We start from the raw sequence: 26,433 nt of genomic DNA, 5'->3' as shown, positions 1-26,433 counted from the left end.
AATCAAATGTTTATCAGGTTACCCCAGTTTATTTCAAACCATCCGCCACATATGGCATCAAGGCTAAATGACGTGAACGCTTAATTGCTTGCGCCACACGACGTTGGAATTTCAAAGAAGTTCCTGTAATACGACGAGGTAAAATTTTACCTTGCTCGTTTACCAACTTCAATAAATAGTCTGGGTTTTTGTAATCAATGTACTGAATGCCAGCTTTCTTAAAACGGCAATACTTCTTGCGATTACTATTTTTATCTACAGGTTCGTTAACTAATGTCATCTTATGCTTCTGTTTTTTCTGGTTTTCTACCTACTAAACCTTTTCTCTTTTTCTCGTTGTACAATACCGCGTGCTTATCAAGCGCAGTAGTCAAGAAACGAATTACACGCTCATCACGCTTGTACTCAAGCTCTAATTTCGCGATTAACTGAGGATCCGCTGCAAATTCAAAGATTTGATAGAATCCTGTGTGCTTGTTTTGGATTGGGTAAGCCAACTTGCGTAAGCCCCAAGCATCGTCATGAACGATTTGAGCACCATTATCTACCAATAATTTTTTGAATTTTTCAACGGCGTCCTTTGTCTGTTGCTCAGACAAAACGGGAGTTAAAATGAACACCGTCTCGTAGTTTTTTAATTGCATACAAAATTGTTGTTTAAAAACTTAAAAAAAATTTGGATTGCAAAAGTATGAATAATACTTAATAATCAAAAACTTAGCTAGAAATAAATTGAAATTATCGAACCTCGAAAGTACCCAATCCGATTAAAAACCCTTCCGAATAAAGCTCGATCTCATGTTTACCCTCCCGATAAGGAGTTGAACGAGCATAGATAAATTCCACCGATTGGTGATTGTTCTCGTAAAATATGCGCTGCTTAGCCGTGTATACTAACTCTTTTCCTTTAAACATCACAGTGCCAGACCCTAAGGAATAATCCGACAAGGTATTTCCCGTAGGCTCTATGATGCGCAAATAAATCGTCTTAATCTCGCGTGTAGCCAACGGATTATTTTGCAAATGGAAAATTACACGAATTTTATCAATGCGTTTCGCCTTTTGGCCTTGCATCCCCGTTTCTTTACCACGTGAAGAAATCGCATATACGTTCACCCCTTCTGCACGCAAAGCGGCAGCCACAGAAACTTTTTCGGCTAATTCTTGATTTCGCACTTCCAATACACGCGAACGCTCACTCAATTCCTTTTTCTCTATCCCAAAAGTTGCACTCGAATCGCGCAAGGCCTTCTGAACATTTGATAATCCATCTTGCAGTAACTTCGCCTCCCGACTTAACGAATCATTTCGGGCGATTAAGAAAACATTTTCCCGACGAAGTTTTTTGATCTCTTGATCCTTAATTCCAAGCAAGCGAAGGTAATAAGCCAATTTCTTTTGTAATTCCGCCTGGCCGATTTCAGGATGCTCTGCTAATTCTTTTTGATCGCCTTCAATTTGCAAACGCGCTTTTTCCAATTCATTCACACGTCCACCCAGGCGCTTGATTTGTACCATACGAACCTGTAACTGCTTGGATATGGAATCTAAACGCTCCTTGGCATCCTCCACAAAATTTTCTTGCTTCTGCTCCAAAGCCCAAAAACCAGGCTGAAATTTTTCAATGTAAAGCATCCCAGCCAATAGCAACACCAAAAAGGTCAATAGATAGACCAGGCGCACCAATCGCTTTTCACGGGAACTCATTGAATCTGATTGCATTGTCGTTTTAATATTTGATGCCAACTTTCGTAGCGCACCGCAGAATCAAAAATAATAAATTAATTTTACATCACAATTTTTTTCCGAACTGATGTCCATAGCGCAAGAAATAGCCAAAATTCAATCTGAATTAGCTCCTTATTCAAGTAAACTGATTGTCGTAACTAAAACGCGCTCTATTGATGAATTATTGTCGGTGCACGCTTGCGGCATACTAGACTTTGGCGAAAACCGGGTACAAGAAATGGTGGATAAACAAGCGCAAATGCCCCAAGATATTCGTTGGCACCAAATTGGCCACCTACAAACCAATAAAGTAAAATACATCGCTCCTTTCATTCATCTGATCCATTCCGTTGACTCCTTTGCTCTTTTAAAAGAAATCAACAAACAGGCAGCAAAAAATAATCGGGTCATTCCGTGCTTATTGCAAATGTACATTGCGCAGGAAGAAAGCAAATTTGGTCTTGACAAGCAGGAGGCGACTGAAATTCTTGAACATCCCGAACTAGCAAGCTTAAGCAACATTGAAATCGTGGGGTTAATGGGCATGGCAACATTCACTGAGAATACAAACCAAATTCAATCAGAATTCAAGGAATTAAAGGCAATTTTCGAGACATTTAAATCCCAACAAATGGGCATTGCGTCTAATCGAGTACATTGGCAAGAATTATCGATGGGGATGTCGGGCGACTATTTACTCGCTGTGCAAGAAGGTTCCACGATGGTACGCGTGGGCTCAGCCATCTTTGGACCTAGGGCATAAAAAAAAGCCCCCAATCTGGAGGCTTTAGGAATCATCTATTAAAAACTAACGAGACAAAGACATAATCTCAAATTCCAAATGCCCAGCAGGTGCTTGAATTTGCGCCAACTCGCCAACTTTCTTTCCTAATAATCCCTTTCCAAACGGAGACGAAACCGAGATTTTTCCAGCACGTAAATCCGCCTCTTCCTCAGAAACAATTGTATATTTTACCGTTGCATTGTTTTTTGTATTACGAATTTCAACAATCGAGTAAATCGAAACCTTCGTCAAATCAATTGTTGATTCATCCAAAACACGCGCGTTTGAAACGACCTCTTCCAACTTAGATATTTTAAGTTCTAAAAGTCCCTGCGCATCTTTGGCAGCATCATATTCAGCATTTTCACTCAAGTCACCCTTGTCACGCGCTTCTGCAATTTGCTTAGCCATGTCGGAACGACCCTGAATTTTCAATTGATGTAATTCAGCCTTTAATTTGTCGAGCGCCTCAGCGGTATAATATTGAAACTTTGCCATAAGCTATGAAATTTAATGCCTGTGTTAAAAAACAAAATAGAACGGCCTCCGACCGTTCTACTTAAATTATTTGTAGTTTTGTTTCGGATTCGGAACTAAAATAAATGTTGCTTTGCTAACACAAAATCAGTTTTGGTAAGCCACAAAGGTAAACAAAAAATGTTTTACAACAACCAAAAAACATTTTCACCCAGCCCCCAACATCTATGCGTATTGTTTTTTTTGGCACCCCAGATTTTGCTGTTGCAAGCCTTGAAGCCCTGATTCAAGCGAATTTCGATGTCGTTGCCGTCGTTACGGCTCCCGATAAGCCTGCGGGCAGAGGCCAACAACTGCAGTCATCGGCTGTAAAACAATATGCGGAGACGCAGGGCCTTCCGGTTCTTCAGCCACTTAAACTTAAAGATCCTTCTTTCGTCGAGGAGTTAAAATTATACAAGCCTGACCTTCAAGTTATTGTTGCGTTTCGGATGCTTCCGGAAGTTGTTTGGAACCTTCCTCCTTTGGGAACCTTTAATTTGCATGGTTCATTGCTCCCTAATTACCGCGGTGCAGCACCAATTCATTGGGCGGTTATCAATGGAGAAACTGAAACGGGAGTTACAACCTTTTTCTTGCAACATGAAATAGATACCGGTGATTTACTATTCCAAGAAACAGAACCCATAGAGCCTAATGACACCACGGGTGAAGTTTACGACCGACTGATGAAACGGGGAGCTAAATTGGTTGTCAAAACAGCGCAAGCTATCCAAGCAGGGACCACAAACCCAATACCGCAAGATGAAACGGCGGACATGAAACCCGCTCCTAAGTTGACACGCGCAACGGGTGAAGTACATTGGTCCAAAACAGGAGCTGAAATTCATAATTTGGTACGGGGCATGTACCCATTCCCAGGTTCACACACGACCTTTCAAGGGAAAAATTGCAAACTTATTCAGATTAAATTCCATCCAGAAACGATTCCAGACCTGGGGATTGGTATTTGGGATACTGACCAAAAAACCTTTTTACGTGTAGGTTGCCAAGACGGCTACATCGAAATCTTGGAATGGCAAATGGAAGGTAAGAAGCGGATGAAAATCGATGAATTTCTACGGGGGTACAACTTTAATTTTTAGTCTCGTAAGCCCAGCGACCTAAGGAGTAATAATACCCATTGCTTTGATATGGTTTGATGAAAACCCAGTTTTGATCTGTATTCACTTCGACCCGAGCGGCATCCTCAGCAGGCAGATTCATGATAGGCAAGATCGCTTTTTGGCAAGCACAAACCTTCCCTACTTTTAAGCGATTTAACGTAATCAGCAAAGCCTTTGTATCGAGGACTTTCTCTACCTGCAATGCATTTTTTTGATAAATGGCTTCGTAATGATCGCGGTACTTTTCAAATTCAAAAGCCAACACAGAGTACTGATTTATTAATGCCGCGCTATTTTTAAACCGTTGAATGTGCCCAGGATCTGGAAAACCCACAAAATCTCCACCCCAAAACATGCCAAGCGACTTAGCCATTTGCCCCATTCGAAGATAGCGTGGAGATCTACGCAAGTATCGTCTGCGTAAATACAAACCGACATCAGCAGCCAAATTAAAATTATGGAATGAAAGTAGAACTTGCGATCGGCCAGAACGATTCAACTGTTGTTGGCGTTGTAAATTCCGAACGGCTTGTAAATAGTGCATGGACCAACCAAGTTTAGAAACCTGTACAAGCAAACTGTCTTTTTGTAAAGCAAAAGCGCTTGTTTCTGTATTTAATACATCGGCGTATATTGAGTCTAAAGTAGGAAAATTTGCCTGCGAGCTTGCCAAATATCGTAGGCTGGTTGAATCTAACAATGAAATCAGTTGGCCGTTGATAGATACCTGTAAATTTGTTGCAGCCCCATGATGTCTCAAAGTGTCTCGTTGGCGATACATCCACAATAAGTCTTGTGGGTCAACATGGTTTACCGTTGTAGGCTTACAAATCAAACGCAACGAATCTACTTGTGCACTAATCGAGAAACAACCAAGAAAAAAAACGATACTGATAAGGTAACGCATTATTGCAGTGGAATCACGAGTTCCTCTCCACGCATTGTGACGTCTTCTTTTTTATGATTGGCGTCCATTAAGGCCTTCTTCGAAATATGGTATTTCTCTGCCACGACGCGCAACACGTCACCTTTTCCAACGATATGAATCGCTTGAACTTTTACTTTCACTTTTGACCCCCCTTTAACACCGGAAGGATTCAAGGCTTTTAGTTGATCAACAGTTAGCCCAAAATGTTTCGCGATGGTTTCAGCTGATTCTCCCGCATCCGCTTGATAGGTAAACGATTTACCAGCTGGCTCTTCCACAGCAACTTCAGGCACCTTTTCCGCCTCAGCTTCTTTCTTTTGTTGGTCTAAATCAACAGCCTCCTGATCAACAGAAGCCGTATCACTCGAAGTCGTATCTCGAATAACAGTCGAAGAAACAATATCTTCCATAGGTAATTCATCATCGTCGACCTGAACTTTTTCAGCCTTGGCAAGACTGCTCGTTTCGGGTCCGAGAAAATGTTCATATCCAACAAACAACAAGGCTACTACTGTTCCGATTAATACGAACAAGGTTACCAAAGGCAGATTAGATGATTCGCTTTCCTTCATAAATGAGAAAGGATTTTTCATAATTACTTAATTAGATCATTCGTTTTTTGACTCATTTCAGCAACTTTCTCAATCAATTCTACTTTGTATCGATCTAATTTTGCTGATAAGCTTGCGTCGCTAATGGCAATCATTTGAACAGCCAAAAGGCCTGCATTTTTTGAGGCATTTAAGGCTACCGTTGCAACAGGAACGCCATTCGGCATTTGTAAAATAGAGAGAATAGAATCCCATCCATCGATTGAATTAGATGATTTCACGGGAACGCCGATGACAGGCAAAATCGTCGCAGAGGCAACCATACCAGGTAAGTGTGCTGCTCCCCCAGCGCCCGCAATAATCACTTGAATACCGCGAGATTTGGCGCTTTGCGCATATTCTAACATTTTGACAGGAGTACGATGTGCGGATACAATATCCACTTCGTACGGAATACCAAAATCTTTACACACTTGAATTGCATCTTGCATTACAGGCAGATCAGAGCTGCTTCCCATGATGATTCCTACCATAATTTTCTATTTAACTAATCACACGGATTAGACTTTTTACTTGTTCCGACTTTTCTATAATTTCTTCTTTCGTATTGCCCAATATCGTTACATGGCCCATTTTACGAAAAGGCTTCGTCATTTTTTTGCCATATAAAAAGGGATATACCCCAGGTATGGCTAGTGCCTCATGTAAACCTTCATATTTTGCCAAACCACTAAAACCTGCTTCTCCGAGCAAATTCAACATACCCGATACACCTTTGGCTTTTGTACTACCTAAGGGTAAGCCAGCAATCGCACGTAAATGTTGTTCGTATTGGGATGTTTCATTCCCTCGAATAGTCTGATGTCCCGAATTATGAGGTCGAGGCGCGACTTCATTAATCAAAATTTCACCTGCAGGTGTTAAAAACATTTCGACAGCTAATACGCCCACAAGTCCCATTTTATCAATTAAATCGACCGCAATCTTTTCAGCTTTTGCTTCAATTTCTTTGGAAATGGCCGCTGGAGAAAAAAGGAAATCGACTAAATTATGCTCTGGATGAAAGACCATTTCAACGGCAGGGAAGGCAGAAATTTGCCCCTGTTCGTTTCTAGCAACAATAACCGCAAGCTCTTTTTCAAAACCAACTGCTTTCTCCAATAAACCTGGTGCATTAAATCCTTTGGTCTGATCTGCTAAAGAGTCAATCCGCTGAACTCCTTTCCCATCGTAGCCACCTTTGCCTAGTTTATGAAAAGCTGGCAGGAAATCCGCATGCTTAGCAATATCTGCCTGATTTTCAGTCAATACAAATGCTGCTGTGGGGAATCCGTGATCTTGAAAAAATTGTTTTTGAAGACGTTTATCTTGAATCATCCGCAAAATATGCGGTTGAGGAAATACTTGTTTCCCCTCTTTTTCCAATTGTTCAAGCGCTTCGATATTCACATGCTCGATTTCAATACTGATCACATCGAAATGCCGACCAAACTGATAAACCGCATCATAATCTTGAAATGAGCCCTCCTTAAAAAAGTGAGCTAGTTCATGGCAAGGTGCTTCAGCATCTGGATCTAAACAAGATACCTTGATATCTAGATCGATGGCCGCTTGCAATAACATGCGTCCTAATTGACCACCACCCAAAAGCCCAATCGAAGGCAATGCTTTATACATAAATTGAAATAGAATGGATAAAATTACGGCTTTTGTTTTACCTTTGGAAATTATTTAGCTTCCCAAATCAAGAAATATCAAATGACAAAGCGCACAATGGTCCTGTTGGGATTTTTAATTCTCGCAGTAGCTAGCCGATTTTTAATTTTACTGAATCCGTCTTGGGCGAATTTTTCCCCGGTAAGTTCGATGGCATTATTTGCTGGAGCTTACGCATTAAACCAAAGACAAGCTATTTTATGGTCGATTCTTCCGATTTGGATTTCGAATTTGATTTTAAACAATGTAGTCTATCCACAATATTTTGATGGTTTTTCGTGGGGATTTGACTTCGTACATTTAAGTCTTTTTGCTGGTATCGCTCTAATGGGGTCTCGCATTTCGAATCTAGGATCATTTGTTGGAGCCAATGTCATCAGTGTATTAGGCTTTTTTATCCTTTCAAATTTTGCAGTTTGGGCAAGCGAAGCGATTGGCTATGGTTTTAAAGCGGGTAATGCGGTGGTATATGCCAAAGATTTATCAGGCCTTATGACTTGTTTTGCAGCAGGTTTACCATTCTTAAAAAATGCAATTATTAGCCAATTCTTGTTTTCTACTGTTTTATTTGGAGGATTTGAATTAGTCAAAAATAAAGTTCCAGCAATTCAGCGCTAGAACTTGTTTACATAAAAAAAGCCCGAACTCACATTCGGGCTTTTTTTGTTAGTCTTGCTTGTAGACCTTGCCGTCTCGCATGACAAATTTCATTTTCAAGATATCAGCTATATTTTGTGTGGGATCCCCATCTACAGCGACAATATCAGCCAGCTTCCCTACTTCAATGGAACCGATCGAATCGGATTGTCCTAAAAGATCCGCAGCAGCTACCGTTGCCGATTGAATCGTTTCCATCGCAGGCATCCCTGCTTCGTTCATCAAGATAAACTCATTCAAATTCTTTCCATGGCCAAAGACTCCAGCGTCAGTTCCAAAAGCAATCTTCACGCCTGCTTTGTAGGCTTTCCCAAAAGTTGATTGAATAATTGGCCCAATCGACTCAGCTTTTTTCTTCACCATCTCAGGATAGTAATTCGGGATTTTCGCAGAATCTGCAACCGAACGTCCCGCAATGATCGTAGGGACATAGTAAGTACCATGCGCTTTCATTAAGTCCATCACCTCAGTTGTCATGTACGTTCCGTGTTCAATGGAGCTTACACCAGCCAAAATCGCACGTTTCATCCCCTCTGCTCCATGTGCATGCGCGGCAACTTTAAAGCCATAATCTTTAGCTGTTTGAACGATGGTGCGGATTTCCTCTTCGGTAAACTGAGCGCCCATGCCATCTTTGGCATAACTTAGCACTCCACCCGTAGCCGTAATTTTGATTAGGTCGGATCCTTCCTTATAGCGCTGACGTACTGCCTTTGCTGCATCAGAAAGGCCATTGACAACACCGTCTTCGGGACCTAAGTCTTTCTTAAAGGTTTCATTGAGGCCGTTAGCATCATCTGCGTGACCACCCGTTGAGCCAATAGACACGCCCGCCGTGAAAATACGTGGTCCGTCGACGATCCCTTTATTGATCGCATTTCGCAAACTAATAACCACATGCGAACCACCTAAATCGCGCACTGTAGTAAAGCCAACATTCAGTGTCTTTTTCGCATGTACCAAAGCTTGGTAAGCTACGTCACCTGGATTTTTCGTAAAACGATCTAAATAGGCATTCGGATTTGTTTCACTTTCCAAGTGCACATGCATATCGATCAATCCTGGCATAACCGTTTTACTTTTCAAATCAATAACGCGGTCGCCTTTACCTGGGGTGATGTATCCCTGCTGGATACTCTGAATCTTTTTGCCTTCCACAACGATGGTCAAGGCAGTTTGCACTTTTCCGGCCTTCACATCGACCAGTTTTCCGCAGTATAATAGGGTTTTCTGGCCAAATAAGGCCAAAGGTGATAAGATTAAAAGGAGTAAAATCTGCTTCATAGTTTGAGATGGTTTTGAGGTAACGCTGCCGGGGTCTGAAGACCCCGGCAGCGTTTACAATTCTACGCAAAAAAAGAGAATTTTTACCATCAAAAACTGATAAAAAGCGGAATTTTATTAGTTAGCTGATGAACTCAACAACAAATCCACATGATTCCAAAAGCTTGGATACGATTTAGCAACTACGCCAGGCTCATGAATGACAATTTCGCGCAGTAGACCCACAGGAGCAAAAGCCATCGCCATACGGTGGTCATCGTAGGTTTCAATTTCAGGTGTAGAACCTGAATGACCAAAAGAACCTGAAACCGTATATAGTTCATTCGGTTTAATCTCTGCTAAGGTTGAACCCAACTTCTTCAATTCGTTTTGTAAGGCCAATACGCGGTCTGTTTCTTTCACTTTAAGTGATTCAACACCGGTTAAGTGCAAGACAATATTTTTTGCCGCAGCAACTACACTGATTGTTTGGGCTAGATCTGGGCAATCTGTAAAGTCCCAAGACAATTCCGAAACAGCTTCGCATTTAGTCAATAAATAACCTTTGCCTGTGTAGGTACTTTTTACACCTAATGGTAACATGATATCACGTATCGCAGCATCCCCTTGCAAGGAATCTTCTTTTAAGCCTAACAACTCCAAAGAACTATCTTCGAATGGGGACAATGCCACCATGGAATACCAATAACTTGCTCCAGACCAATCCGATTCTACTGCAAACGGAGCCGCAATATATTTTTGGGCAGGAATATCAATCAATCCTTTTGACCAATCAACAGAAGCTTTTATGCCAAACTGAGCCATTTGGGCTAAGGTCATTTCAACATAAGGTTTTGAGCCTAATGATCCCGTAATTTGAAGCGCAATTCCTTCAGGAAGTAATGGTGAAATCATTAAAATAGCCGAAATAAATTGCGAGCTGACATCCCCACGAATTGCTAATTCCCGCTTACCAGCGTATTGAAAACCATTCAATTGCAAGGGAGGGTAGCCTTCTTTATTTTCGTAGGTGATTGAAGCACCTAGGGTGCGCAAGGCGTCAACTAATATTCCAATGGGACGCTCACACATACGTGCCGTACCTGTCATCTTTTTAGTGGCTCCGGTAATGGAATAAAACGCAGTCAAGAAACGCATGGTTGTACCAGCATCTAGCACGTCTGCCACAGGATTCCCAGCATCCGCCAATAAACGAATCATCGTTTGGGTATCACGCGCCTCAGCCAAATTTGATAAGTTAGCCATATCTCCTCCTGCTAGTGCATTAATGATCAAAGCACGATTGCTTTCCGACTTAGAAGAAGGCAAAGGGATGGTTTCTTGAAAAGAATTTAAACGAGGAAATAGGCGAATGTGACTCAAAATAAATATACGCTTAACGTAATTTTAAGGTTACTAATGAAATAACAGCAAGAATAATCCCAACAATCAAAAATCGAGTAACAATCTTAGCCTCGTGGTAATTTTTCTTTTGAAAATGGTGATGCAAAGGCGACATTAGGAAGATTCGTCGGCCTTCACCATACTTTCTTTTCGTGTATTTAAAGTAGGCGACTTGCATAATCACCGACAAATTTTCAATCAAAAATATCCCACATAACACGGGAATCAACATTTCTTTCCGGATAACAATGGCCAGGGTTGCTATAACACCACCCAACATCAAACTACCCGTATCTCCCATAAAAACTTGCGCAGGATAGGCATTGTACCAAAGAAAACCGATACAAGCCCCTACGAAAGCCGCACAAAAAACGGCAAGCTCCCCAGAATTTGGAATAAACATGACATTTAAATATTGCGAAATCACTTTATTACCCGAAACGTAAGCTAAAATGGCCAATGCAATACCAATAATCACGGAAGTACCTGCAGCTAAACCATCGATTCCATCCGTAATGTTTGCTCCATTTGAAACAGCGGTAATGATAAAAATAACCACCAAAACGTAGACAATCCAAACATATTCATCCGGAATGAAACTCGGCAATAACATATTATAATCGAAGGAATTACCCTTCATAAACGGCACTGTTGTCAAGAGTGATTTGTGATCAACAAAGGTCCCATCTGTTGCAAATTCACGCACCTTGATGTGCTGATTAAAATACATAGTAAGACCCACGATGATCCCTAGACCGATTTGACCAACGATTTTAAATTTACCTGAAAGTCCGTCTTTATTCTTTTTAAATACCTTGATGTAATCATCCGCAAAACCAACTGCCCCTAACCAAACTGCGGAAGTCAATAAAAGAACAATGTAGACATTGGTGATTTTGGCAAACAATAAAGTGGGAATCAACAAAGACAAAAGGATGATAAACCCACCCATCGTCGGGGTTCCTTTCTTTGCCATTTGACCTTCTAAACCTAGGTCACGAATTTCTTCACCTATTTGAAGGCGTTGCAAGCGATAAATAACGGCTTTACCCCAAATCGCCGCAATACCCAAAGAGGTAATAACCGCGGCTACTGCACGAAACGTAATGTATTGAAAAACTCCAGCTCCCGGAATATTTAAGGTTTTATCTAAGTATTCGAATAGGTAATAAAACATGCCTTTGTGGGAGTGTTGGGTAAAAATTTAAATCAATTGACAAATTTGCAAAATTTTATGTCCAAATCAAACTTTCGAAAACGTGTCTGAAATCACCTGCTTATCATCAAAATCGTGCTTTACCCCTTGAATATCTTGATAGGTCTCATGCCCCTTCCCTGCTACGAGGACAATATCACCTGATTTGGCTAATTGTTGAATTGCTTCAACAATCGCATGCTTTCGATCCGAAATCCGAATGACCTTTGATTCATCTGCCGCCGAGATTCCAGCTTGCATCTGATCCAAGATTAACTCAGGATCTTCAAAACGAGGATTATCTGACGTTAACACAACTTGGTCACTGTATTGTGCTGCAAGAGTTGCCATAATGGGTCTTTTCCCCGCATCGCGATTTCCTCCACAACCAACGACCGTAATGATGCGTTGGTGTTTTTGACGAATGGCTTGTATGGTTTTCAACACATTTTCCAGCGCATCTGGCGTATGAGCATAATCGACAATAGCCATTTTATTTTCTGGCCCATGCATTTGCTCAAAACGCCCAGGTGCCGTTTTCAATGCCGAAAGTGCAATCAAGACTTCCCCTTTTTCTTCACCCAATAAAATAGCCGTCGCGTAAATTGCTATTAAATTATACGCATTAAACTGACCTATTAATTGGGCATGAATCTCATTCCCATCCAATTCTAGTTGGAGGCCCGACAAAACATTGGCCTTGATTTTCGCTTTAAAATCTGCTGATTCAAGGATTCCATAACTATATTTCTGAGCCTTCGTATTCTGCAACATAACCGCTCCTCGCTTATCATCCAAATTGGTTAAAGCAAATGCAGTCTTCGGCAGAGCATCAAAAAATCCTTTTTTTGCCTTGATATAGGAATCAAAAGTTTCATGAAAATCCAAATGATCACGCGTGATATTAGAAAAAATAGCACCCCGAAAACTCAACCCAAAAATCCGTTTTTGAACAACTGCATGTGAACTCACCTCCATGAAAACATGGGTACATCCTGAGGCAAGCATGTCAGCAAGCAAGGCATTCAGATTCAGGGCATCCGGTGTCGTATGCGTGGCCGGAATAACTCGATCTTCAATCTTATTTTGAACAGTTGAAATCAATCCACAACGATGCCCCAAAGCTTTGAACAATTCAAACAACAAGGTAACACTGGTTGTCTTACCATTTGTACCTGTAATCCCAACTAAATTCAATTGCGTAGATGGATTTCCATAATAGTTGGATGCAACTTGCGCCATCGCCTCATTTGAATCCTTCACCTGAAAAAATAATACTCCCTCGGGAGCAGAATCGGGAATTCTTTCAACGACACAAGCCGTACAACCCTGAGCAAATACTTGAGGTAAAAACTGATGACCATCTACTTGAGTCCCTGGAATTGCAAAAAACAAAGAGCCTGCTTTTGCTTGTCGGGAATCAAAACACAAATGACTAATTTCTTGATGTTCCCCAACTTGCTGGACGATATCAATTGACTTAAAAAGGCTGCTCGAATCTTGAGACATAAATTAATGAAGTTGAATGTTAATCATTGCATTCTTTTGAATAGGGAACCCTGCCGGAATGGATTGCGACTTTACAAAGCCTAAACCTTGAGCGCGTACTTTTAACCCTTGATTTTCTAGGATGAATAAGGCATCTCTTAAGTTCATCCCCACAACATTGGCAACTTTTTTGGGAGCAAAACTGACCCCATAATTTTTCACTTCTTTCTTTTTCAATTGAAATGACAACCATCTACCATCTTCTTCGATTCGAGGAAATCCTAAATTTGAATACAAAATTCCATGATCCAACGGATGAACTAAATGATGTAAGGATGCATTGTTCAAAGAATCAGGCAAGTACCCCGTAAGTTTACGCTGAATTTTCATATCTCTTGCGTAAATATGATCCGAAATATCCTTGAATACAGGAGCAGTTACTTGGCGCGCATAAGTACCTTCGGAACTACCTAATGGCTTATCCATTGCAACAAGCATCGTATATTTTGGATTGTTTACGGGGAAATACCCAATGAAAGAAACATAATAGGTTCCTTTAATATACTGGCCATTCACCCGGCGCTGTGCAGTACCCGTCTTTCCCGCAATTCCATAGGCTGTTCCAGTTAGGTTATTACCCGTCCCTCTTTCAACAACTCCTTTCAACATGATACGAATCTTATCCAAAGTCTCTTTCGAACAAATAGGCTTCGAATCTCGTTTCTGGGTTTGTGTATAATCAATTACTACTTCATTCCCTTGTGTAGCCTTTTTGACAATTATCGGCTGGACCCAATAACCATTATTTGCAATGGCATTATAAAATGAGAGTAAATGTAATGGTGAAGTATTTGATGAGTACCCCACAGATGTCCACATATAGGTTAACGCATCCCATTTTGTCGGAACCCTAAAATTAGGCTTTGCCGTCACCGGCTTGATTTGGAAATCCAAAGGGTCAAGCAAATGAAATCCCTTTAAGTAGTCATACCATTTAGCAGGCTTTGAACCAAAAACGCGCTGCATCAATTTAATCGTTCCAATATTTGAAGAATGTTCTATTACACCCTGAGCAGTCAATGTCCCATAATCATGAGAATCAGACATGGTCTTATTATAAATTGTATATTTTCCACCCGTCGTCACAGTTTCCGTCAATGGCATATGTGACTCCTCTAACATCGCCATCATCGCAGGCAATTTAAATACAGAACCTGGGTCATTTTCAGACACCTCAATGGCATAATTCACAAATTCCGAATAACCCGTAGGAGACTTCTCATTCTTCATTAAATTCGAAATGGCCTTAATCTCACCTGTAGCCGTTTCCATAACAACAGCCGTCGCATAATTACCTTTATAGGCATCTAAGGATTTCATCAATGCGAGCTCTACAATATCCTGTATATCCACATCCAAAGTTGTATGTAAATCCAAGCCACGCTGGGGCAAAATTTCTTTACTACCATCCAATGGACGCCACATGTTCTTATCCATCTTCTCGAAAATCCCATGACCAGGAACGCCAGCTAATTCTTTATCAAACGCGCCTTCAATACCTACGCGCACTTTATCCTTCATGTAGCCGACCGTACGGTAAGCTGTTTGACCAAATGGCGCGTAACGAACATTGACCTTATCAAAAACAACGCCCGTCTTAATCGGATTATTCGGATGTAAATTGAAAATCGGGAATGTCAAAACCTTCTTGCGTTCCTGGTAGTCGAGGAGTCGGTTGTTGACCAACAAATAAGGCTGTTTCTTATCAAACGCTTTTTGGAGCTTGTAATAGTATTCATCAGCGGTACGATCTTGGTAAAAGGCCGACAAATGTTCAGCCAGCGCGCGCGCATTGTTTTTATACACTTCACGCATTTTTGCCGTTTTAAAAACCGAAAAGTCCATCCCCAAACGGTACTTCGGCAATGAAGTCGCTAGTAAACTTCCATCGCTAGCATAAATATTCCCTCGAACCGCCTCAATCGAGCGCTCTTTAATATACTTCGATGATGCATCAGCCTTTAACGTGGGCCCATCGACAAAGACTACCTTGAATAAGAAAAACATCAATAGACCAAATGCGCCTAACATAATGACGAAAAAGCCATTAAAGCGTTTAGTGATAATTTGGCGAATATTTTGCGTTGTTGACTTTGCCATGCCTATTGTTCTTTTTCTGTTTCTGCGACTATTTTAATCGGAGGAGTTAAGCTTACCTCTAACTTGTATTTTTTCATAGACAAGGCCAAATAACTCTGCTTACCCACTTTCATATACTCTGCCTTCTGCGTCGTATAATTGGCTCGAATTTCTTCCAAATCCATCTTAGCTTTCTCAATTCGATGAATTTTACTCTCTGCCATCATCGTATAATAGATGTAAATCATAATCAAGCCCGCGATAAAGAGAATTTTTTTCAATAATGGTATAGGCAATTCGCCTCCCGTCATCGAATCAATATTGAACAATAAATCCATCACACCATTTTGTGGCTTTCCCGAAGGTTCATTGGATTGATTTTTTACTGCATTTGCCATCTTATATTTTGCTAGCGATTCTCAATTTTGCACTTCTAGAACGGGGGTTCACTTTTAATTCATCCTCAGAAGCCGTAATGGGCTTACGAATTTCGCTTTCCAAAGGTTTATGCACCACACCAAACATATCTTTATCTTCTTTTCCGAAGCAATCCCCTGTCCTAATGTAATTCTTAACCAAACGATCCTCTAAGGAGTGAAATGAAATCACACACAAACGCCCCCCAGGTGCTAAAACTTTAGGTGACTGCTCCAAAAACTCCTCAATCACCTTCAATTCTTGATTCACTTCAATCCTAATCGCCTGAAATGCCTGCGCGAAATACCGAAACTCTTTATTGCGCGGTGCCAATTTAAATAAAATCTCCTTGAACTCCCCTGTCGTTTCCAGCGGCTTTTGAGTCCTTGCCTGCACCACCGCCAAGGCTAAGGTTTTGGCATTTTTTATCTCCCCATACATCCCAAACAACTTCTGTAAATCTCCTGCAGAATAGGTATTCAACACCTCCGCAGCACTTGTTGAAGCCGAAGGACCCATCCGCATATCCAGCGGCCCATCAAAACGCGTCGAAAACCCCCGTTCGGCTGCATCCAATTGAAACGAAGAAACCCCCAAATCTGCTAAGATGCCATCCACTTGTTTCACACCTTGCAGGCGCAAATACTTTTCCAAATAGCGGAAATTGGCCGTTATCAACGTCAATCGCTCATCATCAATTAAATCCGCTTGCTTCCAAGCATCCGGATCCTGATCAAAAGCATACAAACGACCTTCTGGTCCTAATTCTGCTAAAATCGCCTTAGAATGACCTCCACCCCCAAAAGTAACATCCACATAAATGCCATCAGGTTTAATCGCTAAACCAGTCAAACATTCTTGCAATAAAACCGAGGTATGGTAGGTACTTTCAGACATGAGTCAAATTTACAAATTATCTGTTGGCAAGCATAAGCTTTTTTATCAGGATGCTGATTTTTTTGTGACAAGTTTTATCCCCTATCTTTGTTGAAATTTCCAATCGCCATGAAATCAATCCTATCGCTTCTGTTTTTCTTATTATCTAGCGCAATTTGCTTCGCGCAAGGCCCTGTAACAGGTCCATGGCGCGGGGAAATTGACCACATTGGCGGTAAACTTCCATTCAACTTCTTAGTGAAAAATAACAAGCTCGATATCCGAATGCAAAATGGATCCGAGATTGCCAATCTTGGGGATGCCTATTTCAGAGGCGATTCCCTTGTAATCCCTTTTGAATTATACGATTCTGAACTCGTAGGCGCATTAAAAAATAGCAAATCCCTCGTAGGTTTTTGGCAAAAAAAACGCAACGGAAAAACGCTTTATCGAATTCCCTTTCAAGCCCAAGCAGGTAGCACTGCGCGCTTCACACCAACAAAACCTGCAAGCATTCAGGTGAGTGGGAAATACTCCGCCGACTTCTGGTCCGATGATAGCAACCACAGTCCAGGTGTCATGATTTTGAACCAACAAGGCTCGAAAGTCACAGGAACCGTTTTAAAGACTAGCGGTGACTACCGTTTTTTACAAGGAAATATTAATGGAGACAGCTTATTATTAAGTTATTTCGATGGAAGTGGCATCATGCAGTTCCGGAGCAAATTAATAGGCAGTCAAATCGAAGGGCAATTTTTCTCCGGCCTAGCAGGCAAGCGCAATTTCAAAGCAATCAAAGACGACCAAGCAAGTCTCCCCGACCTTAAAAAACTCACTTTTTTGAAGCCCGGGTTTGATCGAATCAACTTTAGTTTACCCAACCCAGCAGGCAAAACGATAAGCCTTCAAGATGAGCGCTACAAAAATAAAGTTGTGATCATCGAATTAATGGGATCATGGTGCCCCAACTGCCTTGATGAATCGCGTTTCCTAGCACCTTATTACAAGAAAATGAAGGACCGAGGCGTAGAAGTAATTGGACTTGCCTTCGAATATTCCCCGGAATTAAGCATTTCAGGACCGAAAATTGAAAACTTCAAAAAGCGTATCGGAGTGGATTACGAAATATTGTTTGCAGGCCAACCAAATGACGAGACCATTGCGCAGGTGCTACCGATGCTACACAAAATCAATGGCTACCCGACAACATTCATCCTAGATAAATCGGGCAAAGTACGTGAAATACATACCGGCTTTTCAGGCCCTGGAACAGGGGTTTACTACACGGATTGGATTCACGAATTCGAACAAACTATCCAATCGCTCCTACATGAAAAATAAAATCTTTGGAATACTTTTCTTGTTCATCAGCATCCCAAGTCTTGCACAAAATAAAGCTTGGTATTACGTAGCTGGCTTATCAACAGCAAGTGTAATTTTGTATACTGATTTTGCTAAGGACCAACAAAAAACTTTCTACCAAAACAATTTAGGAGGCTACCACAATTCTGCCGACGACTTTTTACAATACAGTCCGACCCTTTTAAACATTGGATTGCATTTAGCAGGAATAAAAGATAATCAAAAGCCCAAAGAACTATTCACCATATTTTTAATTGGTACCGGAACCTATACCGTCATGACTCAAGGACTAAAGTATGCGATTAATGAAACGCGCCCTGACGGCACCGACCATAGTTTCCCTTCAGGGCACACCACAACAGCATTTTTTGGCGCGCGCATGCTCGATCGAGCTTATGGAAAACAATATCCGTTGATTTCTGTAGGTGGATATGCACTTGCGACTGCCACAGGAGCGATGCGCATTGCAAATAATAAACATTGGGCTACAGATGTCGCCATGGGAGCCGCTATCGGAATCGCCTCCGCCGAAATCGCACATTGGATCTACCCAAAACTGAAGAAATCGTTGGATAAAACGAGTTTAAACTGGGAGCCCATTGTTGCCCCCAACTACTACGCTGCCCGTGTCAGTTATGCATTTTAATGAACCATTAAATACGTAGCAGCACCCGCGAAATAGCCTAACAAGGCTAAAAAACCGATACGTTTGGCATACCAAACAAAATCGATTTTCTCCATCCCCATGACCGCTACGCCTGCAGCGGAACCGATAATCAAAATACTTCCACCCGTACCCGCACAAAAAGCCAAATACTCCCACATCGCATGGTCCAACGGAAATTGCGACAAAGGATACATACCCATCGTTGCAGCGACCAAGGGGACATTATCAACAACCGACGAAGCAATCCCAATCACGGTAACAATCACAAATTGATTGCCCAAACTAGACTCTAGATAGGAAGCCAATTGACCTAAATAACCAAAAGATTCTAAAGCACCAATCGCCAGCAAAATTCCCAAAAAGAACAGAACACTTGACGTATCTATTTTGGTCAATGCATGACCAACTGTGTAGGGCTTTTTCGTTTCCTCATCCTTGTCTGAATGCAAAAACTCAGACAAGATCCAAACCAAACCTAAGGCTAACAAGATTCCCATGTAAGGTGGTAAATGTGTCAAGGTTTTAAAAACCGGTACACCTAATAAACTTAAAACTCCCGCAAATAACATGATACGCCCATGACGTTCCTCCTCAGCTGTCATTGATCTCTCTTCTTGAATCGCTCCCAAAGGACTCCTTCGAACCCAAAAGGCCGCGACAGATAATGGGACCAACAAAGAAACAACCGATGGAACGAATAAACTCTTAACGATTCCCCAAGCAGAAATCTGCCCACCAATCCACAACATGGTTGTCGTTACATCACCAATAGGCGACCATGCTCCACCCGCATTCGCGGCAATGACAACAACACCCACATAAAATTTACGTGTGGAGCTATCGCTAATCAACTTTCGCAACAATGCTACCATAACAATGGAAGAAGTTAAGTTGTCTAATACAGAAGAAAGGAAAAAAGTAACAAAACCAATTATCCACATCAATGCCGCAGGATTTTTAGTTTTAATTAGCCTGCTAACAAAATGAAAACCTTCGTGCGCATCAACTAGCTCCACGAGTGTCATCGCACCTAATAAGAAAAATAAGATTTCCGACGTTGAGCCCAAATGATGGGATAGCGATTCTAAGTCATGAGGCCCGCGAACTAATGCAAAAACCACCCAAACTAAAACACCTGTCACTAGGGCAGATGCCGTTTTATTAATTTTAATTGGATGTTCAAACGCAATGGCAAGATATCCAACAATAAAAATGAGCACTGAAATTATTTCCATGATGTAAATATAAAAAAGAAAGTCAGGGTTTTATGTCCCTGACTTTCAAATATAAATCGTTAAAACACGATGCTTATTTTAATTTAGCAACCGCAGCTTTAATACGCTCACAAGCCTCTTCTAATTGCTCATCAGCTGCTGCTGTAGAAATACGCATACAATCTGGGGCTCCAAAACCCGATCCTGCCACAGTAGCAACGTAAGATTCATTCAACAACCACGTGCAGAAATCATCAGAATCATTGATTGTTGTCGTACCATCTGATTTTCCGAAATAGTAAGAAATATCTGGGAATGCATAAAACGCACCATCCGGCATATTCACTTTAAATCCTGGAATTTCGCGCAATTTACCTACTACTAATTTACGACGACGATCATAAGCCGCTTTCATTTCATAAGCATGATCCAATGAACCATTAAATGCAGCAACAGCCGCTTTTTGTGCAATTGAATTTGTTCCTGATGTCACTTGACCTTGTAATTTCTCTACGCCATCCGCAATCCATTTTGCAGCAGCAATAAAGCCAATTCGCCATCCTGTCATCGCATGACCCTTCGCAACCCCATTAACCGTGATTACGCGGTCTTTAATTTCAGGAATAGAGCCGATCGAAAAGTGTCCACCTTGTGTAAAGTTGATGTATTCGTAAATCTCATCAGCCAACACAAAGATATTTTCGTGACGCGCAACAACATTCGCAATATCACGCAATTCTGATTCTGTATATACCGAGCCCGTTGGGTTATTTGGCGAAGCAAACATGACCATTTTCGTTTTCGGCGTAATTGCAGCCTCAAATTGATCTGCAGTAACTTTAAAATTATTATCAAATGCTCCTTGGACAATCACCGAAACTCCATCGGCTAATTTGACCATCTCCGAATAAGAAACCCAATATGGAGAGAAAATAATTACCTCATCCCCTGGATTAATCAAGGCTGCAATGGCATTTGCCAATGAATGTTTTGCTCCCGTAGAAACCACAATATTCTCTGAACCCCACTCTAAACCATTATCACGCTTCAACTTATTTGCAATAGCTAAACGCAAATCTGGATAACCTGCCACGGGCGAATAGCCATGAAAACCATCATCAATGGCTTTTTTGGCTGCTTCACAAATATGTGCAGGCGTTTTAAAATCTGGCTCTCCTACCGAAAGGCTAATTACTTTGTGACCTTGCGCAGCTAATTCACGCGCTTTTTTCGTCATTCCCAACGTGGATGACTCTTCTAATGCTTGAATGCGTTGGGCTAATAAGGATGATGACATAATATATAAATACAATGGTTGAAATCGGGCGCAAATTAGCGATTTCAATGCTGAATAGCTAATAAATTTCTCGAAAAGCGCGCTTAATGTTGTTGGCTTAACTTCGAATAGAAGCCTTTGGGATTTGCTAATAATTCCGCATGCGTTCCCCGCTCCACAATCTCGCCTTTATCAACAACGAGGATTTGGTCGGCATGTTGAATCGTACTCAAACGATGTGCAATAACGAGTACGGTCCGATTTTTCATCAAATTACCCAAAGCTGCTTGTACCATTTTTTCGGATTCATTATCCAAGGCACTTGTTGCTTCATCTAAAATCAATATAGGTGGATTTTTCAAAACCGCACGCGCAATGGATAGCCGCTGGCGCTGACCTCCTGATAATTTTGACCCTCGATCTCCTATAACGGTTTGAAAGCCATCCGAACTCGATTCAATGAATTCGTGCGCATTGGCAATTTTGGCAGCCTCGATAACCGCCTCCATGGGAGCCTCCGTACCAAAAGCAATGTTATTATAAATTGTATCATTGAACAAGACAGATTCCTGGGTCACAATTCCCATCAATGCACGTAAATCTTCCAAAGGAATCTGTTTCAAAGGGATACCATCGACCGTTATCCGACCCGCACTCGGATCGTAAAAACGTGGCAATAAATCTGCCAACGTAGATTTTCCACCTCCAGAAGCACCCACTAGGGCAATGGTTTTTCCTTTGGGAATATCAAAACTCACCGACTTCAACACGGAACGCCCTTTGACATAAGCAAAACCCACCTCCTCAAACGAAATTTTATCCTTAAATTCTTTCACAGGATGAACAGGTTCTTCCACTTGAATCTCTGATTCCGTATCCAAAATCTCAATAATTCGATCTGCTGATGCAACTCCGCGCTGTATTCCTGAAAAAGCATCTGCAATCGCTTTGGCAGGACGCATTACCTGTGAAAAAGTCGCAATGAATGCAATGAAAGTGGACGCACTTAATTCTCCATCGCCCGCAATCACCAAACTACCTCCGTACAATAAAATCCCTGTGACAACCAATACTCCCAAACTTTCCGAAACGGGAGACGTCAATTCTTGGCGAAAAACCATCTTCAACAAAGAATTCCGGTAGCGATCATTTCCCTCCTGAAAACGCGCATCCATTACCTTCTCCGCCCGAAAGGCCTTTACGACGCGCATGGCACCAAAGGTCTCATCCAACAAACTGATCAATCCACTTAAATGCTGTTGCACTTCGCCTGCCGCACGACGCAAACGGCGCGTGATGGTCGCAATCACCCCACCAGATAAAGGCAAAATGATCAATGAAAACAAGGTTAATTTCCCCGACATGCTCGCAAGGAAAACGAAAAACATGATCAACGTAAAGATTTCTTTGAAGGTCGCTGTAAATGCCCGACCAATACTGTTTTCTACTTCTTGTACATCCGTAGTTAAACGCGAAATCAAATTACCTTTGCGTTGCTCTGAAAAATAACTCAAATCCAATCGGATTGCCTGAGCAAATACTGCTTGACGCAAAGACGCAATCATATCTGCCTCCACAGTTTTCAAAACGCGTTGGGATAAATAACGAAAGATATTCGCCAAAACCACCGAAATCATAATCGCCGCACAGGCATATTCCAAAGCCCCTAAACGCCCATACGCCTCTAGCGCCCCATAAAAATAATGGTTGAACAAAAAGGAAAAATAACTTGGGCTCAGCGAAAATGCAGGCAATATGCGATATAAAGCTGCTTGATTCGTGGATGCTTGATTAAATAAGACATTCAACAAAGGAATCAACAAGGTGAAATTTAAGATTCCAAAAAGACTGGCCAGCAACGAAAAACTAAAATATGGGAATACATATTTTCGAATCGAAACGGCGTAAGACAATAAACGTAAATATGTTTTCAAGGAATCTATTTCAAAATTTGGCTTAAATTACGACAATTTTCAGAAACAATTTGCTTACAAGATCCGATTATCCCCTCGTTTCCATCGTAATGGCTTGCTACCAAGGTGAAAAATACTTGGCCATTCAAGTTGATAGTCTGCTAGCGCAAGACTACCCGAATTTGGAATTTATTTTTATCGACGACGTCTCACAAGACAGTACATGGGAGATTTTACAAGGCTTTGCCCAACAAGATTCCCGGGTAAAAATCACGCAAAACGCTTCGAACATTGGGTATCGAAAAACGTTTGAAAAAGGAATTCACTTGGCCACAGGAGATCTTATTGCCCTTTCCGACCAGGATGATTATTGGTTGCCCACGAAAATAACGAAGCTTCAAAAAGCCATCGGGGATGCGTCTTTGATTTATGCTGATTCAGATTTAGTGGATGCGGCAGGGAAACCGACGGGACAAAAAATGTCTAATATCAAGAGCCAAATCGCTTATGATAGTCCGCTCATGTACACCTTTGGGGCATGGGCACCTGGGCATAGCATGTTGTTCAAACGTGATTTGCTCGCATTTGCGCTTCCCACCGTTGAATTCGTCACACATGATTATTTGATTGGTTTTGCAGCTACCTGCGCAAATGGAATCGCCTATTTGACGGAGTCATTAGTTCATTATCGCCAACATGAAAGCAATACGATTGGGGCAGATTTAAAAAAAGCAAAAAAGACCAAGCAGACACGCCAAGAACGAAATGCGCGTATTATAGCTCGCTTGAATTTATTGCAAGGCAGATGTCCAGCGGGTAAAGATCAAAAAGTATTGCTTGAATTTTATTTGGCTTGCAAGGGCACAAATCTAATCGATCGAATCAAAAGAGTTCGGATTGTTTTAGCGCATCGGGATAGCATGCTGGCATACAAAGGCAAGTCGGCCTTCGGGAAATTCGCCTATTGCTTTAAATTGTTTTTCGCGCTGTACTAATGCGGTAATACCAATTCTTCAATTGAACGAATAAAGGAATTTTTTGAGGAACCAAAGGCCCATCAAATTGCTCTCCCCTGCGCAAATAGTATTTCGAAAGGGTACTTGAAGTCATTCCCCATTTGCGAATAAACTGATAATATCCCCGGTTTTGTTTAACACGTTTGACGGAAATCGAACCAAAATGGTAAACACGGCTTTGACCTAAACCTTTAAAAAGTCGGACCCCAGCTTGCCACAATTTCATCGAAAAATCCGGATCAGAATACATCCCAGGTGTAAATTCTACACTATAACCACCTACGGCATCCCACATTTTCTTGTGCACCACATTCGGCGGCCAGGTAGCCCCATGCCAATCGGCTTTCTCAAACCCATCGAAATCAGCCAGTAAACGCGCTTCCTCAAAGGTGTCCATACTCGTACCAAAATTCGCCTCAATCGAACAATTACTTTGTGCGCGTGGTTCAATCATCGTGGAAGAGATGAAAAAATATTCATTTGGACAAGCTTGTATTTCCTTTTGCAATAAAAGATCCCAGCCCGGCAACGTGTACATGTCGTCGTTTATGTACAGCAAATAATCCGCCTGCGCCAATTCCCGCATGGCATTCATCGCATGACAAACACCTACATTCGAAATGGAATGCGTATAGGCAATATCTTGCTGATCGCGAACCCATTCCAAAGAACCATCTTTCCCCTCATTCAAATGGACAATTAGTTCAAAGGGAACAACACTATGCGCACGAATACTGCGAATGCATAATTGCAAAAACGCCAAATTATTCCAACTCGGAATGAGGATGGAAAAATAAGGATTTGAAGGTGCCTTGGCAGCCGGGAAATATTGAATTGGCTCCACTTATATTTGCTTATAATTTCGATATTCTCCAATCCGCCAACCGGTCCAATCTTCGATTTGCTGCAGGACTTTACGTCGTAGACTCATCTTATCTCTCAAAACCTTCGCATCAAATTGGAAAGGCCATTGCATCCGCGCAATCCGAGCTTGCGCCGCAAGTGGATGTGTCCCTTCAAAACGGGTTAAACGTTCCGCATTTTCATAATCAAACTGATAATCGGCAGGGACATTTTCTGCCAACCATGCATCATCGTGATAGAATTGCGTAAAATTCCGCACTTTGTTATTCAAACCTTGGGGCGGTTTAACCCAGCCATAATGGTAGATGGATGCGTCGATTAGTTTGGCATGAATCTTCTTCCCTGCCTTGCGGAATCCTTGCGCATCCTTGTAGGAATGTACGGCTGGATCAAATTTCACCACCCGAATTTCTCTGCGATACCATCGACGGGAAACAGCGACATAATCGTAAGAACCATAAAAATGTTTGTAATGAAATAACAAACCTTCTACAGCGGGATTGTCCGCATGCGTATGCATCGCAGCCACAATCTTAGGCAAATCATCTTCATGAACGCATTCGTCGCCTTGAATGTAAAAAGCCCAATCTGTATCCGACGAAATGGCTTGATAGGCTTTATCTGTTTCCAATGCAAAAACACGACCACCTTCACGGGCTGATTCATCCCAAACAGTTTCAATGATTCGAATTTTATCGGAAGGAATGGATTGAATTAGTTCGAGGGTCCCATCCGTTGAATTTCCCACAGCCACAACAAATTCATCACAAATAGGCAAAATGGAAGTAATTGCCTCCACAATGGGGTAATCATTTTGAACCGCATTTCGTATAAAAGTGAATCCGGCTATTTTCATTCCTCGTACTTGACTTTAATGCCATGGTAACGCTCTTGCTCTACATAATCTTTCCGCAAAGGATGTCCTTCCCAGTCGGCAGGCAACAGAATGCGCGTTAAATTCGGATGACCCGTAAATTGTATGCCAAAGAAATCATAAGCCTCCCGTTCATGCCAGTCGGCCGTTTTCCAAATTCCCGATAAACTAGGAACCTCTGGTTTTTCTCGATCTAGGACAACGCGCAGGTGCAAAGTCACATGAAAAGGAATTGAGTAGAGCGTATAGATTACTTCCATTTGACCTACGTCAACTCCCAAATCAATCGCTGTCACACAAGACAAAGAATCAAAATAAGTATTCGGATTGCGCCAAAGAAAATCACAGATAGCCACTAGGTCTTGGCTCGCAAGGGTTAATTGACCTGATTTTTCATTCAGATCAACCTTTACTCCTGTTTGTTCAATTAATGCTACGAGTTCTTGCAAATCCATGAT

At 41.6% G+C, this 26,433-nt stretch carries 27 protein-coding genes; 6 read left to right on the top strand and 21 right to left on the bottom strand.

The window, feature by feature from the left end; genetic code table 11:
* Positions 1–28: 28 nt before the first annotated feature.
* From rpsR to SKC38_RS08830, 3 genes are all read right to left on the bottom strand, one after another.
* Positions 29–280: a 30S ribosomal protein S18 gene (rpsR, locus tag SKC38_RS08840; protein WP_377976776.1), complete on the bottom strand. Its 252-nt coding sequence runs from the start codon at positions 278–280 to the stop codon at positions 29–31.
* 1 nt (position 281) lies between these two features.
* On the bottom strand, positions 282–644 hold the full coding sequence (rpsF, locus tag SKC38_RS08835; RefSeq protein ID WP_377976775.1) for a 30S ribosomal protein S6: 363 nt from the start codon (positions 642–644) through the stop codon (positions 282–284).
* Positions 645–738: 94 nt separating this feature from the next.
* A complete protein-coding gene (locus tag SKC38_RS08830; protein WP_377976774.1) occupies positions 739–1,722 on the bottom strand; it encodes a hypothetical protein in 984 nt (327 codons plus the stop codon).
* A 91-nt stretch (positions 1,723–1,813) separates the two neighbouring features.
* Here SKC38_RS08830 and SKC38_RS08825 point away from each other — a divergent pair, with 91 nt between their 5' ends.
* Entirely contained in the window at positions 1,814–2,491 is a 678-nt protein-coding gene (locus SKC38_RS08825) for a YggS family pyridoxal phosphate-dependent enzyme (RefSeq protein ID WP_377976773.1), read from the top strand.
* 45 nt (positions 2,492–2,536) lie between these two features.
* Here SKC38_RS08825 and greA read toward each other — a convergent pair whose 3' ends face one another.
* Complete coding sequence (greA, locus tag SKC38_RS08820) at positions 2,537–3,010, bottom strand: transcription elongation factor GreA (RefSeq protein ID WP_377976772.1); 474 nt, start codon at positions 3,008–3,010, stop codon at positions 2,537–2,539.
* A gap of 206 nt (positions 3,011–3,216) precedes the next feature.
* Between greA and fmt the strand changes: the two genes are divergently transcribed.
* Complete coding sequence (gene fmt, locus SKC38_RS08815; protein ID WP_377976771.1) at positions 3,217–4,134, top strand: methionyl-tRNA formyltransferase; 918 nt, start codon at positions 3,217–3,219, stop codon at positions 4,132–4,134.
* Here fmt and SKC38_RS08810 read toward each other — a convergent pair.
* From SKC38_RS08810 to SKC38_RS08795, 4 genes are read right to left on the bottom strand one after another with little or no spacing between them, the layout of a single operon-like run.
* Positions 4,124–5,062, bottom strand: coding sequence for a M15 family metallopeptidase (locus tag SKC38_RS08810; RefSeq protein ID WP_377976770.1), 939 nt, complete (start codon positions 5,060–5,062; stop codon positions 4,124–4,126). The two genes, fmt and SKC38_RS08810, sit on opposite strands and share 11 nt — an antisense overlap.
* The gene (locus SKC38_RS08805; RefSeq protein WP_377976769.1) at positions 5,062–5,676 is read right to left on the bottom strand and encodes a LysM peptidoglycan-binding domain-containing protein; all 615 of its coding nucleotides are present in this window, start codon (positions 5,674–5,676) and stop codon (positions 5,062–5,064) included. Before SKC38_RS08805 ends, SKC38_RS08810 begins: the two co-directional genes overlap by 1 nt.
* Before the next feature lie 2 nt (positions 5,677–5,678).
* Entirely contained in the window at positions 5,679–6,167 is a 489-nt protein-coding gene (gene purE, locus SKC38_RS08800) for a 5-(carboxyamino)imidazole ribonucleotide mutase (RefSeq protein WP_377976768.1), read from the bottom strand.
* 10 nt (positions 6,168–6,177) lie between these two features.
* Positions 6,178–7,311 carry a 5-(carboxyamino)imidazole ribonucleotide synthase gene (locus SKC38_RS08795; RefSeq protein ID WP_377976767.1) on the bottom strand — a complete coding sequence of 378 codons (1,134 nt, stop codon included), beginning with the start codon at positions 7,309–7,311 and terminating at the stop codon, positions 6,178–6,180.
* A gap of 81 nt (positions 7,312–7,392) precedes the next feature.
* Here SKC38_RS08795 and SKC38_RS08790 point away from each other — a divergent pair, with 81 nt between their 5' ends.
* Positions 7,393–7,968, top strand: a complete 576-nt coding sequence (locus SKC38_RS08790; RefSeq protein ID WP_377976766.1) for a DUF6580 family putative transport protein — start codon at positions 7,393–7,395, stop codon at positions 7,966–7,968.
* Between the two features lie 48 nt (positions 7,969–8,016).
* On the opposite strand, the gene SKC38_RS08785 is transcribed toward SKC38_RS08790, so the two are convergent.
* From SKC38_RS08785 to rsmH, 7 genes are all read right to left on the bottom strand, one after another.
* Complete coding sequence (locus SKC38_RS08785) at positions 8,017–9,291, bottom strand: metal-dependent hydrolase family protein (protein WP_377976765.1); 1,275 nt, start codon at positions 9,289–9,291, stop codon at positions 8,017–8,019.
* A gap of 117 nt (positions 9,292–9,408) precedes the next feature.
* Complete coding sequence (locus SKC38_RS08780) at positions 9,409–10,653, bottom strand: 3-phosphoshikimate 1-carboxyvinyltransferase (protein ID WP_377976764.1); 1,245 nt, start codon at positions 10,651–10,653, stop codon at positions 9,409–9,411.
* Between the two features lie 13 nt (positions 10,654–10,666).
* Entirely contained in the window at positions 10,667–11,851 is a 1,185-nt protein-coding gene (gene mraY / locus SKC38_RS08775) for a phospho-N-acetylmuramoyl-pentapeptide-transferase (protein WP_377976763.1), read from the bottom strand.
* Between the two features lie 66 nt (positions 11,852–11,917).
* On the bottom strand, positions 11,918–13,378 hold the full coding sequence (locus tag SKC38_RS08770; protein ID WP_377976762.1) for a UDP-N-acetylmuramoyl-L-alanyl-D-glutamate--2,6-diaminopimelate ligase: 1,461 nt from the start codon (positions 13,376–13,378) through the stop codon (positions 11,918–11,920).
* A gap of 3 nt (positions 13,379–13,381) precedes the next feature.
* On the bottom strand, positions 13,382–15,517 hold the full coding sequence (locus tag SKC38_RS08765) for a penicillin-binding protein (RefSeq protein WP_377976761.1): 2,136 nt from the start codon (positions 15,515–15,517) through the stop codon (positions 13,382–13,384).
* Between the two features lie 2 nt (positions 15,518–15,519).
* The gene (locus SKC38_RS08760) at positions 15,520–15,894 is read right to left on the bottom strand and encodes an FtsL-like putative cell division protein (protein ID WP_377976760.1); all 375 of its coding nucleotides are present in this window, start codon (positions 15,892–15,894) and stop codon (positions 15,520–15,522) included.
* Between the two features lies 1 nt (position 15,895).
* The gene (gene rsmH / locus SKC38_RS08755; protein WP_377976759.1) at positions 15,896–16,810 is read right to left on the bottom strand and encodes a 16S rRNA (cytosine(1402)-N(4))-methyltransferase RsmH; all 915 of its coding nucleotides are present in this window, start codon (positions 16,808–16,810) and stop codon (positions 15,896–15,898) included.
* Positions 16,811–16,918: 108 nt separating this feature from the next.
* On the opposite strand from rsmH, the gene SKC38_RS08750 reads away from it, so the two are divergent.
* Both SKC38_RS08750 and SKC38_RS08745 read left to right on the top strand, forming a co-directional pair.
* Positions 16,919–18,130, top strand: coding sequence for a peroxiredoxin family protein (locus SKC38_RS08750; protein WP_377976758.1), 1,212 nt, complete (start codon positions 16,919–16,921; stop codon positions 18,128–18,130).
* Positions 18,120–18,797, top strand: coding sequence for a phosphatase PAP2 family protein (locus SKC38_RS08745; RefSeq protein ID WP_377976757.1), 678 nt, complete (start codon positions 18,120–18,122; stop codon positions 18,795–18,797). The genes SKC38_RS08750 and SKC38_RS08745 overlap by 11 nt, the downstream gene beginning before the upstream one ends.
* Here SKC38_RS08745 and nhaD read toward each other — a convergent pair.
* The 3 genes from nhaD to SKC38_RS08730 form a co-directional block, all read right to left on the bottom strand.
* Entirely contained in the window at positions 18,794–20,053 is a 1,260-nt protein-coding gene (gene nhaD, locus SKC38_RS08740) for a sodium:proton antiporter NhaD (RefSeq protein WP_377976756.1), read from the bottom strand. The two genes, SKC38_RS08745 and nhaD, sit on opposite strands and share 4 nt — an antisense overlap.
* Before the next feature lie 73 nt (positions 20,054–20,126).
* The gene (locus SKC38_RS08735) at positions 20,127–21,329 is read right to left on the bottom strand and encodes a pyridoxal phosphate-dependent aminotransferase (protein ID WP_377976755.1); all 1,203 of its coding nucleotides are present in this window, start codon (positions 21,327–21,329) and stop codon (positions 20,127–20,129) included.
* Between the two features lie 83 nt (positions 21,330–21,412).
* Positions 21,413–23,242, bottom strand: a complete 1,830-nt coding sequence (locus SKC38_RS08730; protein WP_377976754.1) for an ABC transporter ATP-binding protein — start codon at positions 23,240–23,242, stop codon at positions 21,413–21,415.
* A gap of 50 nt (positions 23,243–23,292) precedes the next feature.
* Between SKC38_RS08730 and SKC38_RS08725 the strand changes: the two genes are divergently transcribed.
* Complete coding sequence (locus SKC38_RS08725; RefSeq protein WP_377976753.1) at positions 23,293–24,216, top strand: glycosyltransferase; 924 nt, start codon at positions 23,293–23,295, stop codon at positions 24,214–24,216.
* Here SKC38_RS08725 and SKC38_RS08720 read toward each other — a convergent pair.
* Genes SKC38_RS08720 through SKC38_RS08710 form a run of 3 tightly spaced genes read right to left on the bottom strand, consistent with a single transcriptional unit; the run spans position 24,191 to position 26,430 of the window.
* A complete protein-coding gene (locus tag SKC38_RS08720; protein ID WP_377976752.1) occupies positions 24,191–25,081 on the bottom strand; it encodes a glycosyltransferase family 2 protein in 891 nt (296 codons plus the stop codon). The two genes, SKC38_RS08725 and SKC38_RS08720, sit on opposite strands and share 26 nt — an antisense overlap.
* Positions 25,082–25,957: a glycosyltransferase family protein gene (locus SKC38_RS08715; RefSeq protein WP_377976751.1), complete on the bottom strand. Its 876-nt coding sequence runs from the start codon at positions 25,955–25,957 to the stop codon at positions 25,082–25,084. It lies immediately after the preceding gene.
* On the bottom strand, positions 25,954–26,430 hold the full coding sequence (locus SKC38_RS08710; RefSeq protein WP_377976750.1) for an NADH-quinone oxidoreductase subunit C: 477 nt from the start codon (positions 26,428–26,430) through the stop codon (positions 25,954–25,956). The genes SKC38_RS08715 and SKC38_RS08710 overlap by 4 nt, the downstream gene beginning before the upstream one ends.
* Between the last annotated feature and the right edge of the window lie 3 nt (positions 26,431–26,433).

This window comes from Aquirufa echingensis, assembly GCF_042714525.1.
In the GTDB taxonomy this organism is placed as follows: domain Bacteria; phylum Bacteroidota; class Bacteroidia; order Cytophagales; family Spirosomataceae; genus Aquirufa; species Aquirufa echingensis.
Note: the sequence above shows the minus strand (reverse complement) of the source record. Positions and strands in the feature narration are given on the sequence as shown.

Excerpts from the sequence above, each read along its gene's own strand:
- rpsR (WP_377976776.1), bottom strand. The coding sequence starts at position 280 with ATGACATTAGTTAACGAACCTGTAGATAAAAATAGTAATCGCAAGAAG.
- rpsF (WP_377976775.1), bottom strand. The coding sequence starts at position 644 with ATGCAATTAAAAAACTACGAGACGGTGTTCATTTTAACTCCCGTTTTG.
- SKC38_RS08830 (WP_377976774.1), bottom strand. The coding sequence starts at position 1,722 with ATGCAATCAGATTCAATGAGTTCCCGTGAAAAGCGATTGGTGCGCCTG.
- SKC38_RS08825 (WP_377976773.1), top strand. The coding sequence starts at position 1,814 with ATGTCCATAGCGCAAGAAATAGCCAAAATTCAATCTGAATTAGCTCCT.
- greA (WP_377976772.1), bottom strand. The coding sequence starts at position 3,010 with ATGGCAAAGTTTCAATATTATACCGCTGAGGCGCTCGACAAATTAAAG.
- fmt (WP_377976771.1), top strand. The coding sequence starts at position 3,217 with ATGCGTATTGTTTTTTTTGGCACCCCAGATTTTGCTGTTGCAAGCCTT.
- SKC38_RS08810 (WP_377976770.1), bottom strand. The coding sequence starts at position 5,062 with ATGCGTTACCTTATCAGTATCGTTTTTTTTCTTGGTTGTTTCTCGATT.
- SKC38_RS08805 (WP_377976769.1), bottom strand. The coding sequence starts at position 5,676 with ATGAAAAATCCTTTCTCATTTATGAAGGAAAGCGAATCATCTAATCTG.
- purE (WP_377976768.1), bottom strand. The coding sequence starts at position 6,167 with ATGGTAGGAATCATCATGGGAAGCAGCTCTGATCTGCCTGTAATGCAA.
- SKC38_RS08795 (WP_377976767.1), bottom strand. The coding sequence starts at position 7,311 with ATGTATAAAGCATTGCCTTCGATTGGGCTTTTGGGTGGTGGTCAATTA.
- SKC38_RS08790 (WP_377976766.1), top strand. The coding sequence starts at position 7,393 with ATGACAAAGCGCACAATGGTCCTGTTGGGATTTTTAATTCTCGCAGTA.
- SKC38_RS08785 (WP_377976765.1), bottom strand. The coding sequence starts at position 9,291 with ATGAAGCAGATTTTACTCCTTTTAATCTTATCACCTTTGGCCTTATTT.
- mraY (WP_377976763.1), bottom strand. The coding sequence starts at position 11,851 with ATGTTTTATTACCTATTCGAATACTTAGATAAAACCTTAAATATTCCG.
- SKC38_RS08770 (WP_377976762.1), bottom strand. The coding sequence starts at position 13,378 with ATGTCTCAAGATTCGAGCAGCCTTTTTAAGTCAATTGATATCGTCCAG.
- SKC38_RS08765 (WP_377976761.1), bottom strand. The coding sequence starts at position 15,517 with ATGGCAAAGTCAACAACGCAAAATATTCGCCAAATTATCACTAAACGC.
- SKC38_RS08760 (WP_377976760.1), bottom strand. The coding sequence starts at position 15,894 with ATGGCAAATGCAGTAAAAAATCAATCCAATGAACCTTCGGGAAAGCCA.
- rsmH (WP_377976759.1), bottom strand. The coding sequence starts at position 16,810 with ATGTCTGAAAGTACCTACCATACCTCGGTTTTATTGCAAGAATGTTTG.
- SKC38_RS08750 (WP_377976758.1), top strand. The coding sequence starts at position 16,919 with ATGAAATCAATCCTATCGCTTCTGTTTTTCTTATTATCTAGCGCAATT.
- SKC38_RS08745 (WP_377976757.1), top strand. The coding sequence starts at position 18,120 with ATGAAAAATAAAATCTTTGGAATACTTTTCTTGTTCATCAGCATCCCA.
- nhaD (WP_377976756.1), bottom strand. The coding sequence starts at position 20,053 with ATGGAAATAATTTCAGTGCTCATTTTTATTGTTGGATATCTTGCCATT.
- SKC38_RS08735 (WP_377976755.1), bottom strand. The coding sequence starts at position 21,329 with ATGTCATCATCCTTATTAGCCCAACGCATTCAAGCATTAGAAGAGTCA.
- SKC38_RS08715 (WP_377976751.1), bottom strand. The coding sequence starts at position 25,957 with ATGAAAATAGCCGGATTCACTTTTATACGAAATGCGGTTCAAAATGAT.
- SKC38_RS08710 (WP_377976750.1), bottom strand. The coding sequence starts at position 26,430 with ATGGATTTGCAAGAACTCGTAGCATTAATTGAACAAACAGGAGTAAAG.